The organism is Actinomyces sp. ph3, assembly GCF_000308055.1.
Lineage (GTDB): Bacteria > Actinomycetota > Actinomycetes > Actinomycetales > Actinomycetaceae > Pauljensenia.
In genome coordinates this window covers 63,755-79,467 of the sequence record NZ_CAGY01000003.1, presented here as the reverse complement: position 1 = coordinate 79,467, position 15,713 = coordinate 63,755, and the positions used below count along the sequence as shown (strand labels likewise).

The following is a 15,713-nucleotide window of genomic DNA, read 5'->3' as shown; positions in this document are numbered from 1 at the left end:
GTTTTAGACGGGCCTCCAGCCACTATCAAATGCGGGTGCCCCCAAGCGTTCAAAGAGCTCTTCGGGGCGTACTTGCAGGGAAGAGTATCCCAAAGCTCGCATGTCGGCGACGTCCTGATCACCGCTTTGCAGCTTGCCTTCAATGACAATCGGTGCAATTTCGGGATTACGCCAGGCTGCTTCTACAGCCGCAGCCAGTAAACCCTGCGCAGCATGCGCACGAAGGTCTTCCGCTAGCTCTTCGGTGCCAGCCGTCATCACTACAGTGAAGCAAACCATGGTTGGTTTCCCAAAGCCTTCGTTAACCTGAACCTCGCAGCGATCGACATCCCATGGGGCGGAATTCACATCGCCGTATTCCCCCCGCGCAACCTGCTTTTCTAGGGTTGCGCGAAGCCTTGCCTCGATCATGCGAGCGAAGCGCTGAGAACGCCCTTCCCTATCGCTTGGCCGCAGACGCGTAAGGGCAGCCCCCACTCCGAGCGTTGCGATTCCCATAGCAGCTAGGCCCAGGGGATTAGAAATCCGAGGGATATCGTCAGAGATGCGCTGCAGCGCAGAGCCATTCATCATTCCCAAGATCCGCTTGAGTGATCTATTCGCGTCCATGCGTCACCCCATCGTGATTGTCATCAGCTTCTTGTGCATTACTGGTGAGTTGCCGAGAATGAATACCCTTCACCCGCGACCAAACCCCCGAATTCGGGTCATCAAGCTCTTGCCAGACGTCATAGATGCGCACGCGGGTAGGCTCATCGCCCTGTGGGAGCATCGCTTGGAGCGTGCGAACTGCCTGCCCAACTCGATCCCACTGGGTGATGGCACTGCGACGCTCAAGGTGTCCCACCGTTTCGGTGTACGTCGATGAGGAATGCGCATAGTACAGGGCACGCAGTCGTGGCTGAATGAGCTTTCGTCCCACCATGATCCGATGGTCGGGGGCACGAGCCGGTGTTCCATCAGTAGATGGAACAACATCCTGGTCGTGAGCAATATCAACCATGACAACTTCTGGACGAATTCGTGTTCGCCTGGCGGGAGCTCCCATGGCAAGAATTGCGCGGACATCAATTCCTGTTTCCTGCGCGGATAGGCTTCCCAAATTCACCGCGATCAGACCGCCCTGAGAATGACCGGCAAGCATCACTGGCTCCGTAGCAAAGCCTTCGGGATCGACTCCTTCTTCACTCATCGCCTGGTGAAGTGCCAGAATAATCCCCGCGCGCATAGACGAGGGCATTCCCAATGCCTCTCGAATATTGGCCTCCATGTCTGCCGGGTTGGGAGTTGATGGAGTATCAAAGTGCTGTGTTCCGGGAATCGAAACGAGCCAACGCCGTGTCTCACCCTGGCCTACGCGCGTGATTTTGATGGACTGCCCGTAGGTTCCAGCCCAGTACATGTCATCGATATCCGCTGCCATATCTTGGAGCGAGCGCGGCGCCCAAAGACGCTTGACCTGAGAACGCGGCCGCCCTGGAATCTCAATAAAATCCTGGCCACCATCAGAATCAAAATACTTATCTGCATGTGCGGTTCCACCGGTCATTTGCCCCAGTGAAGTACCGGCAATGAGCATTCCCGCCATCAGAGCTTCAAAGCCATCACGAGGCGTCACCTGCGCCAAGCGTTGAAGTTTGCCTGTGCGATCCAATCCAATGACAGAGTCCAGTGCCGCTGCTGCGTGGACGATTTTCCCGGCACTGCCAGCGATACCGCAGAGAACACGTACGAAAAGGGTGTCCAATCCGGGGTCGCGGAAGAAGATCGATTGGGATTGTTCTGATACCTGTTCACCCAGACGATCTGACTCCATCCGCAGACGCGAGCGGATATCCGATGGAAGAAACCCCAGTGTCGAGGCCCCCGCAACCGCGAGCGCGGAGAGCAGTTTGGGTGCAAGCGGGATGACTTTCGCACGCAGGTAGAGGGAAGTAAAAGAGCCCGGCACACGACGCCGTGCGTAATACGAGCGGTGGTGTTGTCGTCTCATGACCTCTCCTTCCCTTGGTGCAAGCCTAAGCCCCCTGACGTGCATCTGCGTACGGATTGATTCAACGAGAGTTTCCCCATCTTTATTTCCTATTGACACATATACCCCCCGGGGGTATATTTCAAAGCGCAAGGAGGAACACAATGGCTCACGGATATACCGAAGAAACCGAGCACTACCTCAAGCGCCTTCGCAGAATTGAAGGCCAGCTAAGGGGGCTGCAACGCATGGTTGCAGAGGACACCTACTGCATTGATGTCCTCACTCAAATTTCTGCAGTGCAGTCCGCACTGGACTCCGTTGCATTGGGACTCCTTGAAGACCACATGAATCACTGCGTTCTTCACGCCGCTCAACACAGCGAAGAAGAAGGACGCGAAAAGATCCAAGAAGCCACAAAGGCAATCGCGCGACTGGTGAAGTCCTAAGCGCGCACCATACGTCTCTCCATTTTTCCACCACCAAAGAAAGGCGCCATCATGGCACAGGAAATTGATCGCACCGTCGAACTCTCCATCAACGGAATGACCTGCGGACACTGCGTCGCATCTGTCACCGAAGAACTGAGCGAGGTCCCCGGCGTCCTGAACGTCGAGGTCATCCTCAACTCCGGCGCAACCTCCAAGGCCACCGTTGTCACCAACACCGAACTCGATGACAACGCCCTGCGTGACGCTGTTTCCGAGGCCGGCTTCGAACTGGTCGGAATCGCTCGCGATTTCTGACCTCCTCAACCGGGGGCGCCAACAGGTGCCCCCGGGTATCCCATGAACCACACACGACAGAATCGCTCAGAATGACTACCGAAACTCGCCACACATCAACTGATACTGAGAGCGAGCACTTGGGAGACGGTCTGCTGCGCCGCGCCGCGGATCTACGCAACCGCTTCCTTGTGACCCTCCCCTTCACCATTATCGTTCTGGGACTATCCATGGTTCCTCCACTTCAGTTCCCCGGCTGGCAGTGGGTCGTCGCTTTCGCCTCGCTACCGGTCGTGATCTGGGGTGCCGCACCCTTCCATCGCGCTGCCTTCCAAGCGGGACGCCATGGATCTTCGACCATGGATACCCTGGTCTCCCTCGGTGTCATAGCCTCGAGCCTGTGGTCGTGGTATGCCCTGCTCTTTGGCGGCGCAGGCATGATCGGCATGCGGATGCATATGTCGCTCATCCCCGCGAGCAGCCACGCAACGCACGCGGAAATCTACTTCGAGGGTGCCTGCGCAATCGTTACTTTCCTTCTGGCCGGCCGTCTGATGGAAGCACGGACGCGCTACCACTCCGGTGATGCATTGCGTTCTCTTCTTGAGCTCGGCGCGAAGGATGCAATCCTCGTTGAAGGAAGCGGCACGGATCGTCAGTTCCGCACCATCCCCGCAGCTGAACTTCGCGTCGGAGACCTCTTCCAGGTTCGTCCCGGAGACAAGGTTGCAACCGATGGCATCGTTGAAGAGGGCTCCAGCGCCTTGGATACTTCACTGATGACGGGCGAATCTCTTCCCCGTGAAGTATCCCCCGGCAGCGCGGTCACGGGTGGCACTCTCAACACCTCGGGAGCGTTAATCGTCCGTGCAACCGCCGTTGGCTCCGAAACCCAGCTGGCTCACATCGGCCAGATGATCACCGAGGCCCAGGCAACGAAGGCTCCGGTCCAACGTCTTGCGGACCGTATCTCTTCGGTCTTCGTTCCGACGATCATTGTGCTTTCCCTTCTGACTTTGGCGGGATGGCTCATTGCGGGAGCTGGCGTTCAAAGCGCAATCACGGCGGCCGTTGCAGTGTTGGTTGTTGCCTGCCCCTGCGCTCTTGGTCTGGCTACGCCAACCGCCCTTCTTGTGGGTTCGGGTAAGGCCGCGCAGATGGGTATCCTCATTTCTTCCGCTGAGGTTCTTGAGCGCACGCGCAGTATCGACACGATCCTCCTTGATAAGACCGGCACTTTGACCAAGGGTGCTATGTCATTGGAGTCCGTCATCCTTCCCGATGGAAGCGCGAATTCCCCCGATGCCCAGGCCGGCGAGGATGCACTCAGCGTGACCGCCTCGCTGGAGTCGGCCTCGGAGCACCCGATTGCCCGCGCGCTCACTGCGGCTGCCCGCGAGCGCGAGCTTCCCTCGCACCCGGTTCGCGAGCTGCGCAACCACCCCGGACTTGGGGTTTCCGCGCTCGCCGAGGATGGGGCACTGCTTCTAGCCGGCCGCGTGAGCTGGCTGCGTAAGCTGGGTATTTCCCTTCCTGAGTCTGCACTTTCCGCCATTTCCGAGGCCGAGGCCACGGGGGCAACCGTTGTGGCCAGCGCGCGCGTTGAGGGCTGGCAGGAGACTTCCTCCGCTGGTGATACGGCTTCGACGCAGGCCTCAGAGCCTACGCAAGAGGACGAGGACGGCGGAATCATCATCGATATGGCCGTGGGCGGCATGACATGTGCCTCCTGCGTCCGCAGGGTCGAGCGCAAGTTGGGCAAGCTTGATGGTGTTCAGGCCCAAGTGAACCTGGCAACTGAGAGTGCTCGAATTACCCTCAAGCACGATTACAGCGATGCTCAGCTTGAAGAGGTCGTGAAGGCAGCGGGCTACGAGCCGCAGGTTCGTTCGCGTCGGCTTGCCTCCGCTCAAGCACCCACAGCGACACTCACGCCCCAAACGCGTGAACTTCCCGAGCACCTCGATGGCGTGCTTCTGGGCGCCTTCGTTGTGCGCGACACGGTGAAGGAGTCATCGAAGGATGCGATTGCCCAGCTCAAGGCCTTGGGGATCACTCCGACCTTGCTCACTGGTGATCACGAATCTGCAGCACGTTTTGTCGCTTCGCAGGTGGGTATCGATTCGGTCATCGCGGGAGTCCTTCCCCAAGACAAGCGCGATGCCGTGATGCGTCTTCAAGAAGAGGGCCACCAGGTAGCCATGGTGGGTGACGGCGTTAATGACGCTGCGGCTCTTGCACAGGCTTCAACTCAGGGCTTGGGTATTGCCATGGGTTCGGGTGCTGATAGTGCGATCGCTGTCGCGGACATGACGCTGGTGAGCTCAGATCCAACGATGGCTGCCGCTGCGATTCGTATTTCGCGCGCGACCCTGAAGGTCATTAAAGAAAACCTTTTCTGGGCCTTCTTCTACAACGTCATCATGATTCCGCTCGCGATCTTCGGGCTTCTCAACCCGATGCTCGCTTCCGCGGCGATGGCCATGTCCTCGGTGTGCGTCGTCCTCAATTCCATGAGGCTGCGCCGCGCGCACTGAAGTATCACTCTCACACACGGGTGCCCCCGCGATTTCTCGCGGGGGCACCCGTGTCTTGACCGATATGATGCTCAATCAGTTCCAGTAAAGCGCATTAGCTGATGCGTTTAGCGACCTGGAAACCTCCCTGGTTATAAACCAATTCGAAGCTATGCCCCGGATGCGCACCCTGAGCGTAGGCCACGGCATCGACATTCTTCTTATCTCCCCAGGCGGCACCTCGTTGGTCGATAACGACATAGTCGACGTCAACATTTTTAGCGGATCCCACCCAATACACCTCGTGGCGTGGAACCAAGTAGGCCAGCAGCGTGAGATCAGTTTCGACCTTCGAATTCTCGGGGATAAGCTCATTAATTTCTTGAGCCTGGGTCATTCGAGGACTTAAGGTTCCGAAACCCGGATTCGTCATCTGCCACATCGGGAGCTGCGGAGCGGTCACAAAGGCCGCAGCGCAGGGCAGTGCCAAGGCGATTGTTGCCACCAAGGGACGCTGCGTGCTGGTCACCCAGCCCCAGCCTCGGGAAATCGAAGAATCCTCCTGCGAAGACCACCGGCGATGCACATCCAGCAAGGCACCCAAGAGGATCGGGATCAAAATCGCGTTGTAATGCCAGTGCTTCCAATCCCAGTAGTAGTCAACGGAACCCAAGAAACGCCAGGCAATTGTTGGCATGATGACCCAGAACCAGGGGGATGCCATACCAATGATGCCGGCCCCTAAAATCACCATGGCAATCACGCCGTACTTTTGGGCAGGCCACAGCGCGCGCTCAATCAAAGTGACGTCCCCGCGATTGCTGCTTCCATCCAAGCTGTAGGCCCACGTACCCGAGGCGTTGAAGGCGGGCAAAAGCAGCTTGACGGTTACGAAGAAGGCAAGAAGTCCAAAGACCGCAAAGAACAAGGGGTAGGTGAAGGACTTTTCGTTCTCTCGGCCTCGCCACGCCAACACGAGGCCGATCATCATGACGGTAAGGCCGAGGTCTTCCTTCACCAAGACCAAAGGCGCCGACCATGCCATCACGGCAACCCAGCGACCCTCAACAAATGCGGCAGAGGCCCACGCAAGAAGGGGAACAGCAAAAGCAATCTCATGGAACTGAGAGGCAACAGCACCCTGGAATCCCCATGCGGTGACATACCCAATCCCAACGAATGAGCCAAGAAGCCACCCGGCTTGCTTGCTGGCGAGGCGAACCAGCGGCCACGCAGAAACCGCAATCAGAAGATCTTGAACAACCAGCAGGGTCAGTCCCGAGGGGAAGAAGCGATAGACCAGACCCAGAAGAACCAAGATGGGGTGGAAGTGGTCACCCAGAAGGTTGTAACCCGGTCCCTTCACGGGCACGATCGGCGCAGAGAAGTGGGAATACGACTTCGCTGCCTCGGTGAAAATAGCCAAATCCCACGAAGGGACGGTCAGCGAACGCCACTGGCCAACCGAGAAGCTGATGTACAGGCAGGCGCCCAGGACAACGGAAAGTGCAGCGGGAAGATAGGCCGCAAGCGCGCGGGATGTACGCAAACGGGCACCTTTTTCAGACATTAACTGGTTTCTCCTGCGGGTGATTGGGATACGGGAGTGTGCTCGGGATCAGGATAGGGGGCACCCAAGCGTTGGAGGGAGACAGGGGTTCGGTAGCGACGGCGCAGTCGCACTTTGCGTAGGGCCAACATCGCTGACGTCCACGACACATCGGCGAAACCCGTCGTGGGGTTGAGCTCAACCAGACTGTGATCATCACCCGTATGCTCGAAAGCACAGGGCAGTTCAATAGCCGTCATTCCTTCAGAAAGCAGTCGTACCTTCAGGTCCAGCTCTAGGCCGTATCCATTTGCGAAAGGCATGACGCAATTTAGAGCCTCGCGAGTCAGGCACATTTCTGGGGACAGCGGCGCCTGACAATCCCAACCGGTCTGACGACGGATCGTATTGTGGGCCAGGCGCTGAGCGGAAGTTCCCTTCCGTGATTTCCCATCGGAGGCGCTCAAGTCCGCGGGTACGCCACAGGCCAGATCTGCGCGCCCACTAGAAATCGCCTCGACAAGGAAGGCGGCATCGACGGCACTCTCCCCCAAGTCTCCCGAGAGGAAGAGGATGTGGCGTCCGGGAGCGTCCACGCGATCGCGCATTGCTGCGACTTTCACTCCCGTTTCGCGTGCCGAGGCCCGGCCTCGGGGAACGGAATGGCGAACGACAACCGCACCGGCTGCGCGCGCATACTTCCCGGTGTCATCGTCCGAGCCGTCGTCAATAACAATCAGCAGGTCAACGCCTGGGATTGCGCGGCATGCACGAACTGTTGAGGCGATCTGCCGACCCACATTGTGGGCGCAGATGATCGCAGCGACCTTCTGGGAAGGTGAGGGTTCGACGGATTGAACGGGAGTCACTCTGTTAGTCTATCCCGCTCAAGTGCCGCCTTTCCTTAGCGAATCGTGACCTGGCGGGAAACGAGGCCCTGGCGTGCGCGACGTTCGTCTGCACTCAGCGGGGTGGTTTCCTTCAGTGCCTTCTCAACGTTTTCCACAAGAGCCTTTGCATCGGCGGCAACATCTTCTGCCGAAGCGCCTTCAGCGAGCTCAAAAACCGGAATTGCCAGACCGCATGCGCGGAATGCACCGACGAAACGGGAGCCTTCTCCCAATCGGGCATTTCCAGCTGCCTGTAGGCGAGCAAGCGCATCAAAAAGCTTGTGTTCGGGGGCAGCAGACACGTAGCGAACGAAGTTGCGGTTCATTTCGCACCAGTACATGCCTTCTGTACCGGGCACTGCAGCGGTAGGAACAACGTCGGCGCGGTTTTGCTCAAGAGCATCTCGCATTTCGGGGGTGAGTTCCTGATTCGGGTCGAACCAATAACCGAAATCGGCAACGATCTCCATATCGCCAAATGCCTTCGGATCAACAATGTCCTGAAGGCGAGGGGCGGGTTCGCGCACATCAATGTCGATGACGCCGTCAACACCGTCGGACTGTGCTTGAAGAGCAGCAAGAAGAGCCGCCGCAACGTCGTGTGAGAGATCGCCCGAGTTCGAACGAGTCTGCAGGCCAACAAGGATATGTCCATCGGGGCGAATCATTGCGGGATGGCCATCGGGCAGCAGGGTAACGATGTCGAAGTCTGCACCGCCGTGTTCTTCAGTGGTGCGACCGCTCAGCGTTGCGCAGGGGATGATTTCGCGCATTGCGACAAGTTCGACTTCGTTGGGAAGTCCTTCAAAAGGACGTTCCACGAAGGGGATCGGGGGGCGGTATGCCGGGCGATCTGCGCTAACTGCTACTTTTTTACGACGTGAGGCTTTTCCCATGGGGCTATCGTAGCGGTTTTCCCAGCATTCACGAGGCCGTGGCTGCGCACCAGCGCAAAATTGCCTGCATGACGGCGGCCGCGCCATCATTTTCAACAGCCGCTGCAACGAAATCACTGTGAATGCGAACCTCGTCTGTGGCACCGCCCATGGCAACCCCAAAGGCCGCCCATTGAATCATGGCGATGTCATTTGTGCCATCGCCAATAGCGACAGTTCCTTCAACGGGAAGCGAGAGATCCCGTCGGAGTTCATCAAGCCCGCTGGCTTTCGTTACGCCGAGTGCGCTGACATCTGCCCACGAGGTCCAGCCGACGAAAACCTCGTGAGTCTTCGCAAAGGGTAAAGCGCACAAGATACCTTCAAAGGTGTCACGGTCCAGCGCAGGTTCGCGAATGACGAGCTTCGGCGTGCGCATCGCTTTGAGTTCATCAACGCTCACCAACTTGGTATCCTCAACGATTTCCCCTTCGGGGAAGCCGGTTGAAACCAAGCGCAGCTGTCGGTCCTCAACCGCGAAACGTGCCTGCGGAAGAGTCTTCAACGCCTCGTCGATGACCTCAGCGGGGGAAAACTCGTGGCGATGCACAATTTCATAACCGGCCTCGTGAACGCGAGCAAGGATCGCGCCGTTAGAAGCGACAATCCACCCGCGGCGGAAGCCCAGCAGCGGGAGAACGGGCAGGACCGCGCCCATTGAGCGGCCTGTCGCGATAACGACCTGCGCACCGGCGCGACTCAGCGCCGCAATCGCTTCAACGACCTGTGCGCTGGCACCGCTGGGACTCAAAATCGTCCCATCGATGTCCAAGGCGACCATCACCTGCGTGATATCACGCGGGAAAGTGGAAGGAAGCGCATTAAGCGCCTCCCCCACCAGCTCCTCGAAAGGACGAGGGGCTTCACCGCTCAGCGGCGCCGTTAAGTAGCTGGTCACGCAGCCTCGTTACTTTGCGGCAACGGGCTCAAGAACCTCGAGGCCACCCAGGTAGGGGCGCATTGCTTCGGGAACGTAGATTGAGCCATCGGCCTGCTGGTGGTTCTCAAGGATTGCAACCAGCCAACGGGTCGTAGCAAGGGTGCCATTGAGGGTTGCGACAGCGGTCATGCCATCTTCGCGACGCTCACGGATACCCAGTCGACGTGCCTGGAAGGTCGTGCAATTCGAGGTCGAGGTGACCTCCATGTAGCGTTCCTGAGTGGGCAGCCAGGCCTCGCAGTCAAACTTACGAGCGGCAGAAGTACCCAGGTCACCAGCGGCTGTGTCGATCACGCGGTAGGGCAGCTCAACCTTGGCCAGCATCTCTTCTTCCCAAGCCAGGAAGCGTGCGTGCTCTTCTTCTGCATCCTCGGGACGGCAGTAAGAGAACATCTCAGCCTTGTTGAACTGGTGGACGCGGATGATGCCGCGAGTATCCTTACCGGCTGAACCGGCTTCACGACGGTAGCAGGTCGACCAACCCATGTAGCGCTTGGGGCCATCCGACAGATCAAGGATCTCATCAGCGTGGTAGCCGGCGAGTGCGACCTCGGAGGTACCCGTGAGGTACAGGTCATCAGCGGGCAGGTAGTAAATCTCTTCGGAGTGCTCGTTGAGGAAGCCGGTACCGCCCATAACCTGCGGGGTCACCAAGGTCGGGGTCATCATGGGCACGAAGCCGTTGGCAAGTGCCTGGTCCATGGCCATGGTCATCAGAGCCAGTTCGAGGCGGGCACCAATTCCCTTGAGGTAGTAGAAGCGTGCGCCAGAAACCTTCGCGCCGCGCTTGGTGTCGATCGCATCCAGACCTTCGCCCAGTGCCAAGTGGTCCTGGGGTTCGAAGCCTTCGGCGGCAAAGTCACGACGCTCCGGGCCTGCGTGGCGCAGGACAACGTAGTCATCCTCGCCGCCAACGGGGACTCCGTCGAGGACCAGGTTCGGGAGCAGGCGGGCCAGGCGATCGGCCTCGGCATCGGCAGCGTTTGCAGCGGCCTCGGCTGCCTTCACCTCATCGGCAAGTTCCTTCGCCTGCGCAAGAATGGCGGGGCGTTCTTCCTTGGATGCGCGACCCACGGACTTGGACACCTCTTTTTGCGTCGCGCGCAGGGCCTCAAAGTTCTGGAGGGCCTCGCGACGGGCAACGTCGGCTTCAAGAATCTGGTCAACAAGGGCGGGATCAGCTCCGCGAGCGCGCTGTGAGGCGCGTGCGGGCTCAGGGTTTTCACGCAGTGAACGCACATCAATCATGGGGCCATCTTAGTTCACTGAAGCACGTCAGTGCCGACAAATGTCTGTGCTGTGGGCTCAGTGCCCTTTACACTTTGAGTATGCGAAAGTTTCGTGCACCGTCACCGTACCTGATCGCGCTCGCTGGAATTGCCGGAGCAGGCGTTACAGCAGGTGCTAAGTACTTCATTCAGTCACGGTCACGTCGCGCGCATCGTTCGGCAATTTCACTGCCCCCGAGCATCGCCGAAAACATTCGCCCCTGGGTGGTTTTTAATCCTTCCAAGCATGACGATCCGCAGGAATTTCGCAACTCCCTGACACTGGATGCGCGGGCGCTTGGCGTGCGTGACATTCACTTCATTGAGACGACCATTGCTGATCCCGGTGTTTCTCAGGCACGCAAGGCTGTACGCGCTGGCGCAACGCATGTCATTGCCGCTGGCGGAGACGGAACAGTTCGCGCTGTAGCCGCGGGCTTGGCCCACACCGGTGTGCGCATGGGTATCCTTCCCGAGGGCACTGGCAACGTTTTGGCCCGTAATCTTGGGCTTCCACTGGACTCCCCTCTTGATGCACTAGCGGTTGCGCTTGGGGAATCGACCCACCGGGTTGATCTCGCGTGGCTTCGCATGGTTGATCCCGAGGAGCGCTTTGACCTTCCCTGCGAAGGAAAGCTGCTCGCTGGCGTAACCTCCTCGCATCCTTCCTCCTCTGACGAGGCCGCGCTGGCCTTAGACGATGAATTCCCCTTTGTGACCTTGGCTGGGATGGGCTTCGATGGTGAGACCATGTCGAAGACGGATCCTGAACTGAAGAAGAACATCGGCTGGGCGGCTTACGTACTTTCGGCAATTAATTCACTGGATGTCCCTCGCATGGGTGCTCGCCTTCGTGGACAAGATTCTCAAGGTGGGGATGATTCTTCGGAGTTCACCGCTCGTTGCGTACTCTTTGCGAACTGCGGAGATCTACCGGTGATCACCTTGGCTCCCGAGGCCTCATTGCATGACGGATTGCTTGATGTCATCGCTGTGGATACGCAGGCTGGTTTGGTCGGTTGGGCAGATCTGTCCTTGAAAGTCTTCAGTCAGAGCCTTGGACTTCCCCCGGTCAATACGCCTGTCTCCCCTGCCGACCTCTCGATCAGGCAGGTACGCGAGTGCGAGCTTGAACTGGACCAACCTGCGATTGTTGAGGTCGATGGGGATGCCATTGGCCGCAGCGCGAAGGTTGCTGTGCGCATCGATCAGGGTGCGCTGTTGATCGCGGGCTGAGGGCTCCTAGCCCTACACCTTGGCGCCTCGACCGATCTACCCCGCGCATAACAAAAAGGCCCAGCCGAAGCTGGACCTTTGGTTGTGGAGCTAACGGGACTCGAACCCGTAACCCCCTGCTTGCAAAGCAGGTGCGCTACCAATTGCGCCATAGCCCCAAAGGGGTTCCCCCAAGCTTACGCCTGCGAGATGTCATCCGTAACGGATGTCCACAGTTCCTCATTGTCGGAAAGATCCTGGCAGACCTGCCGGATCACGAGCCCCACAACAGCAGCACATGCCACTAGCGAAAGAGTTTTCACAAACTTCTTCATGGGAGCCTCCGCTCAATTGTTCCTGCGGATGGTGGGCCTAGGTGGGCTCGAACCACCGACCTCAGTCTTATCAGGACTGCGCTCTAACCTACTGAGCTATAGGCCCATTGCCATGCCGAAAGGCACGCGTTAAATAGTACATGCGCATGGTGACTCACGCAAAATTGTTTTCTGGTGACGTCGCCCACTCATTAGTGATCACCGTGTTAAACCGCCGTAAGAACACCATTGAACCACCGTAAGAACGGCCTGAATACACGTGTGGGGGTCGGTGCCGCGCACCAACCCCCACACAGTGGAACTTAAAGCTCACTCATCCATCAGTGTCACCTTGATGCCACCGACCAGCGAGGCGACCAAGTTGTACAGGAAGGTTCCCAAAGCCGACAGTGCAGTCAGCAGAACAACGTTCATGACCGCAATGAGAGTCGTGTAGGCCATGACCTTCGGAAGCCTGACGTAATCCAGAAGGGAGACCATCTGCGATGCACCAATGGACTGCAGGAAGCTTTCCGCTGAGGCGAAGACATGCATAGCGTTGAGCATGAGCCACAGGATCATGACTGCAACGACCAGTGCGATACCCAATGCCACGCTGAGCAGGAAGGCAACCTTCATGACTCCCCAGGGGTCCACTCGCACAATGGCGAGGTCTACCTGGCGGGGAAGGTCATCGCGGTCGTTCGATGCGTGATCACTCATTCCTGGACCTCCTGTGAGTCGTCATGCTCTGACGCTACATCCTCAGCAGGGGTTTCGTCATTACTTTGCGAAGAATTGTCCTGCGTTTGCGCATCCTCGGACTCTTCTTCATCAATGTCGCGCTCGGGGTTACGAGTCACAGCAATGATTCGGTCATTCTCATCGGGACGAGCAAAGATGACGCCCATGGTGTTACGCGCAGTCGGGCGCACATCCGAGGCATTGACCTGGACAAGCTTGCCGGACTCGGTGATGACCATGATGTCTTCTTCAGGATCAACAACCAACGCGCCAACAAGTCCGCCACGCTCTTCAACCAGACGACCCACGCGTACACCCATGGTTCCACGACCCTTGGTCGGGTATTCCTCAATGGGAGTGCGCTTGGCGTAACCGGAATCGGTCACAATCAGCAGGTCCGTTCCCTCGCGAGGAACATCCATGGTCAAGAGCTCATCATCGCCACGGAACTTCATACCGCGAACGCCGGAGGTCGAACGACCCATGGGTCGCAGCTGCTCGTCCGTTGCGGCGAAGCGCACGGCCTGACCATCGCGAGACACCAGCAGCAGATCGTCATCGGCATTAGCCAGCTGAGCCGAAACCAGCTCATCCGGCTTGCCCTCTTCGTCCTCACGCAGGTTAACGGCAATGATGCCGCCGCTTCGCGGAGAGTTGTACATCTCCAGCGGGGTCTTCTTCACGAGGCCGGACTTCGTTGCCAGCACCAAGTACTGTGCGTCCTCGTAGGTGCGGATCGCCAAGACCTGCGCAATGCGCTCTTCCGGCTGGAATGCCAGAAGATTTGCAACGTGCTGGCCCTTAGCATCACGACCGCCTTCGGGAATCTCGTAGGCCTTCGCGCGGTATACGCGACCAAGGTTCGTGAAGAACAGCAACCAGTGGTGCGTGGTCGTGACAAAGAAGTGCTCAACCACGTCATCGCCGCGCAGCTGGGTTCCGCGAACTCCCTTACCGCCTCGTTTCTGGGAACGGTAATTGTCGGTGCGGGTGCGCTTTGCGAAGCCATCGCGGGTGATGGTGACGACAACATCCTCTTCGGGGATAAGGTCTTCCATCGACATTTCCCCATCGAAGGGAACGATGGTGGTACGGCGCTCATCGCCGAACTTCTCAACGATTTCGCCAAGTTCTTCGGAAATGATTGCGCGCTGACGCTCAGGCTTAGCCAAAATATCCTGCAGATCTTCAACGCGCGCCTGAAGTTCGGCGTGCTCATTCAAGATCTTCTGACGTTCCAGAGCTGCCAGTCGGCGCAGCTGCAGGGCCAGAATTGCATCGGCTTGGATCTCATCGACATCGAGCAGCTCCATCAAGCCACTACGTGCCTCATCAACCGTGGGTGAACGACGGATCAAGGCAATGACCTCGTCCAATGCATCCAGGGCCTTGAGGTATCCGTTCAAAATGTGTAGACGCTCTTGAGCCTTACGCAGACGGAACTGCGTGCGGCGAACAATCACATCGATCTGGTGAGCAACCCAATGGCGGATAAAACCGTCAATCGACAGGGTTCGCGGCACACCGTCGACCAAGGCCAGCATGTTCGCCGAGAAGTTTTCCTGCAGCGAGGTGCGCTTGTACAGGTTGTTCAGAACGACCTTGGCAACTGCATCGCGCTTAAGGACAATGACCAGTCGCTGACCGGTACGGCCGGAAGTCTCATCGCGAATATCCGCAATACCCTGGATCTGGCCATCACGAACCAGCTGAGCAATCTTGTCAGCCAGGTTGTCGGGGTTGACCTGATAGGGAAGCTCGGTGACCACCAGGCACTGGCGTCCGTGGATTTCCTCCACATTGACAACCGCGCGCTGAGTGATGGAACCGCGTCCCGTACGGTATGCGTCTTCAATTCCGCGACGTCCCAGAATGGTTGCGCCCGTTGGGAAGTCGGGACCGGGGATCAGCTTGAGGAGGGCCTCAAGGAGTTCCTCTCGCGAGGCCTCGGGGTGCTCAAGCGCCCACTGCACGCCGCGCGCAACCTCACGCAGGTTGTGCGGGGGGATGCGGGTCGCCATACCGACGGCGATACCTTCCGAACCATTGACCAAGACGTTGGGGAAACGCGAGGGAAGAATGGTCGGTTCCTGGTTGCGGCCATCGTAGTTGTCCTGGAAATCAACGCATTCTTCGTCGATGTCGCGGACCATTTCCATGGCCAGAGGGGCCATCTTACATTCGGTGTAACGAGGTGCTGCGGGGCCCAGGTTACCGGGGGTACCGAAGTTACCCTGACCGGCGACCAAGGGGTAGCGCAACGACCAGGGCTGCACCAGGCGCGCAAGTGCATCGTAGATCGCTGCGTCGCCGTGGGGGTGGTAGTTACCCATGACGTCACCGACGATGCGCGATGACTTCGAGAATGAAGAGGTGGGACGGTAACCGCCGTCGTACATCGCGTAGAGGATGCGGCGGTGGACGGGCTTGAGTCCGTCACGAACATCGGGCAGCGCGCGTCCGACAATAACGCTCATGGCGTAGTCGAGGTAGGAGCGCTGCATTTCCTTTTGCAGGTCGACCTGGCGAATACGTTCGACGTCGCGGATATGTCCGGCATCGACTGTTTGTTCGTCGCTCACTTTGGTCCTTCGTTTCGTTTTCTACTGACGAGGCCGCGTGCGTCGTGGCCTCATCGCTGGGCT

Annotated in this window: 14 protein-coding genes and 2 tRNA genes; 4 read left to right on the top strand and 12 right to left on the bottom strand. The window is 58.4% G+C overall.

Annotation, left to right across the window (positions count from 1 at the left end):
• Nucleotides 1-3: 3 nt before the first annotated feature.
• Both HGAS_RS04835 and HGAS_RS04830 read right to left on the bottom strand, forming a co-directional pair.
• A complete protein-coding gene (locus tag HGAS_RS04835) occupies nucleotides 4-609 on the bottom strand; it encodes a hypothetical protein (protein WP_034233965.1) in 606 nt (201 codons plus the stop codon).
• Nucleotides 596-1,993 carry a hypothetical protein gene (locus HGAS_RS04830; protein WP_019126730.1) on the bottom strand — a complete coding sequence of 466 codons (1,398 nt, stop codon included), beginning with the start codon at nucleotides 1,991-1,993 and terminating at the stop codon, nucleotides 596-598. Before HGAS_RS04830 ends, HGAS_RS04835 begins: the two co-directional genes overlap by 14 nt.
• 143 nt (nucleotides 1,994-2,136) lie before the next feature.
• Here HGAS_RS04830 and HGAS_RS04825 point away from each other — a divergent pair, with 143 nt between their 5' ends.
• The 3 genes from HGAS_RS04825 to HGAS_RS04815 all read left to right on the top strand — a co-directional run bounded on the left by HGAS_RS04825 (nucleotide 2,137) and on the right by HGAS_RS04815 (nucleotide 5,234).
• A complete protein-coding gene (locus tag HGAS_RS04825) occupies nucleotides 2,137-2,421 on the top strand; it encodes a metal-sensitive transcriptional regulator (protein ID WP_019126729.1) in 285 nt (94 codons plus the stop codon).
• Nucleotides 2,422-2,472: 51 nt separating this feature from the next.
• Nucleotides 2,473-2,718 (top strand): heavy-metal-associated domain-containing protein, encoded by a 246-nt coding sequence (locus tag HGAS_RS04820; RefSeq protein WP_009748199.1) that lies wholly within the window; start codon nucleotides 2,473-2,475, stop codon nucleotides 2,716-2,718.
• A 71-nt stretch (nucleotides 2,719-2,789) separates the two neighbouring features.
• On the top strand, nucleotides 2,790-5,234 hold the full coding sequence (locus HGAS_RS04815; protein ID WP_019126728.1) for an HAD-IC family P-type ATPase: 2,445 nt from the start codon (nucleotides 2,790-2,792) through the stop codon (nucleotides 5,232-5,234).
• 94 nt (nucleotides 5,235-5,328) lie between these two features.
• Here HGAS_RS04815 and HGAS_RS04810 read toward each other — a convergent pair whose 3' ends face one another.
• Genes HGAS_RS04810 through serS form a run of 5 tightly spaced genes read right to left on the bottom strand, consistent with a single transcriptional unit; the run spans nucleotide 5,329 to nucleotide 10,775 of the window.
• Entirely contained in the window at nucleotides 5,329-6,783 is a 1,455-nt protein-coding gene (locus tag HGAS_RS04810; RefSeq protein WP_019126727.1) for a DUF2079 domain-containing protein, read from the bottom strand.
• Nucleotides 6,783-7,631 carry a glycosyltransferase family 2 protein gene (locus tag HGAS_RS04805; RefSeq protein WP_019126726.1) on the bottom strand — a complete coding sequence of 283 codons (849 nt, stop codon included), beginning with the start codon at nucleotides 7,629-7,631 and terminating at the stop codon, nucleotides 6,783-6,785. The genes HGAS_RS04810 and HGAS_RS04805 overlap by 1 nt, the downstream gene beginning before the upstream one ends.
• Before the next feature lie 35 nt (nucleotides 7,632-7,666).
• Nucleotides 7,667-8,548 carry a DUF5926 family protein gene (locus HGAS_RS04800; RefSeq protein ID WP_019126725.1) on the bottom strand — a complete coding sequence of 294 codons (882 nt, stop codon included), beginning with the start codon at nucleotides 8,546-8,548 and terminating at the stop codon, nucleotides 7,667-7,669.
• A gap of 28 nt (nucleotides 8,549-8,576) precedes the next feature.
• Nucleotides 8,577-9,485, bottom strand: a complete 909-nt coding sequence (locus tag HGAS_RS04795; RefSeq protein ID WP_019126724.1) for an HAD family hydrolase — start codon at nucleotides 9,483-9,485, stop codon at nucleotides 8,577-8,579.
• 9 nt (nucleotides 9,486-9,494) lie between these two features.
• Entirely contained in the window at nucleotides 9,495-10,775 is a 1,281-nt protein-coding gene (gene serS, locus HGAS_RS04790; RefSeq protein ID WP_019126723.1) for a serine--tRNA ligase, read from the bottom strand.
• 80 nt (nucleotides 10,776-10,855) lie between these two features.
• Between serS and HGAS_RS04785 the strand changes: the two genes are divergently transcribed.
• A complete protein-coding gene (locus HGAS_RS04785) occupies nucleotides 10,856-12,031 on the top strand; it encodes a diacylglycerol/lipid kinase family protein (protein ID WP_019126722.1) in 1,176 nt (391 codons plus the stop codon).
• Nucleotides 12,032-12,116: 85 nt separating this feature from the next.
• Here the strand turns inward: HGAS_RS04785 and HGAS_RS04780 are convergent.
• From HGAS_RS04780 to gyrA, 5 genes are all read right to left on the bottom strand, one after another.
• Nucleotides 12,117-12,189 (bottom strand) — tRNA-Ala (locus tag HGAS_RS04780).
• An 18-nt stretch (nucleotides 12,190-12,207) separates the two neighbouring features.
• Nucleotides 12,208-12,345 carry a DLW-39 family protein gene (locus tag HGAS_RS08845; RefSeq protein ID WP_009748190.1) on the bottom strand — a complete coding sequence of 46 codons (138 nt, stop codon included), beginning with the start codon at nucleotides 12,343-12,345 and terminating at the stop codon, nucleotides 12,208-12,210.
• A gap of 29 nt (nucleotides 12,346-12,374) precedes the next feature.
• Nucleotides 12,375-12,451 (bottom strand) — tRNA-Ile (locus HGAS_RS04770).
• A 203-nt stretch (nucleotides 12,452-12,654) separates the two neighbouring features.
• Nucleotides 12,655-13,047 carry a DUF3566 domain-containing protein gene (locus tag HGAS_RS04765; protein WP_009748189.1) on the bottom strand — a complete coding sequence of 131 codons (393 nt, stop codon included), beginning with the start codon at nucleotides 13,045-13,047 and terminating at the stop codon, nucleotides 12,655-12,657.
• Nucleotides 13,044-15,650, bottom strand: a complete 2,607-nt coding sequence (gyrA, locus tag HGAS_RS04760) for a DNA gyrase subunit A (protein WP_019126721.1) — start codon at nucleotides 15,648-15,650, stop codon at nucleotides 13,044-13,046. Before gyrA ends, HGAS_RS04765 begins: the two co-directional genes overlap by 4 nt.
• Between the last annotated feature and the right edge of the window lie 63 nt (nucleotides 15,651-15,713).

What these genes read in the sequence shown, in the direction of transcription:
- HGAS_RS04835 (WP_034233965.1), bottom strand. Translation starts at nt 609, where the DNA reads ATGGACGCGAATAGATCACTCAAGCGGATCTTGGGAATGATGAATGGC.
- HGAS_RS04830 (WP_019126730.1), bottom strand. Translation starts at nt 1,993, where the DNA reads ATGAGACGACAACACCACCGCTCGTATTACGCACGGCGTCGTGTGCCG.
- HGAS_RS04825 (WP_019126729.1), top strand. Translation starts at nt 2,137, where the DNA reads ATGGCTCACGGATATACCGAAGAAACCGAGCACTACCTCAAGCGCCTT.
- HGAS_RS04820 (WP_009748199.1), top strand. Translation starts at nt 2,473, where the DNA reads ATGGCACAGGAAATTGATCGCACCGTCGAACTCTCCATCAACGGAATG.
- HGAS_RS04815 (WP_019126728.1), top strand. Translation starts at nt 2,790, where the DNA reads ATGACTACCGAAACTCGCCACACATCAACTGATACTGAGAGCGAGCAC.
- HGAS_RS04810 (WP_019126727.1), bottom strand. Translation starts at nt 6,783, where the DNA reads ATGTCTGAAAAAGGTGCCCGTTTGCGTACATCCCGCGCGCTTGCGGCC.
- HGAS_RS04800 (WP_019126725.1), bottom strand. Translation starts at nt 8,548, where the DNA reads ATGGGAAAAGCCTCACGTCGTAAAAAAGTAGCAGTTAGCGCAGATCGC.
- serS (WP_019126723.1), bottom strand. Translation starts at nt 10,775, where the DNA reads ATGATTGATGTGCGTTCACTGCGTGAAAACCCTGAGCCCGCACGCGCC.
- HGAS_RS04785 (WP_019126722.1), top strand. Translation starts at nt 10,856, where the DNA reads ATGCGAAAGTTTCGTGCACCGTCACCGTACCTGATCGCGCTCGCTGGA.
- HGAS_RS08845 (WP_009748190.1), bottom strand. Translation starts at nt 12,345, where the DNA reads ATGAAGAAGTTTGTGAAAACTCTTTCGCTAGTGGCATGTGCTGCTGTT.
- HGAS_RS04765 (WP_009748189.1), bottom strand. Translation starts at nt 13,047, where the DNA reads ATGAGTGATCACGCATCGAACGACCGCGATGACCTTCCCCGCCAGGTA.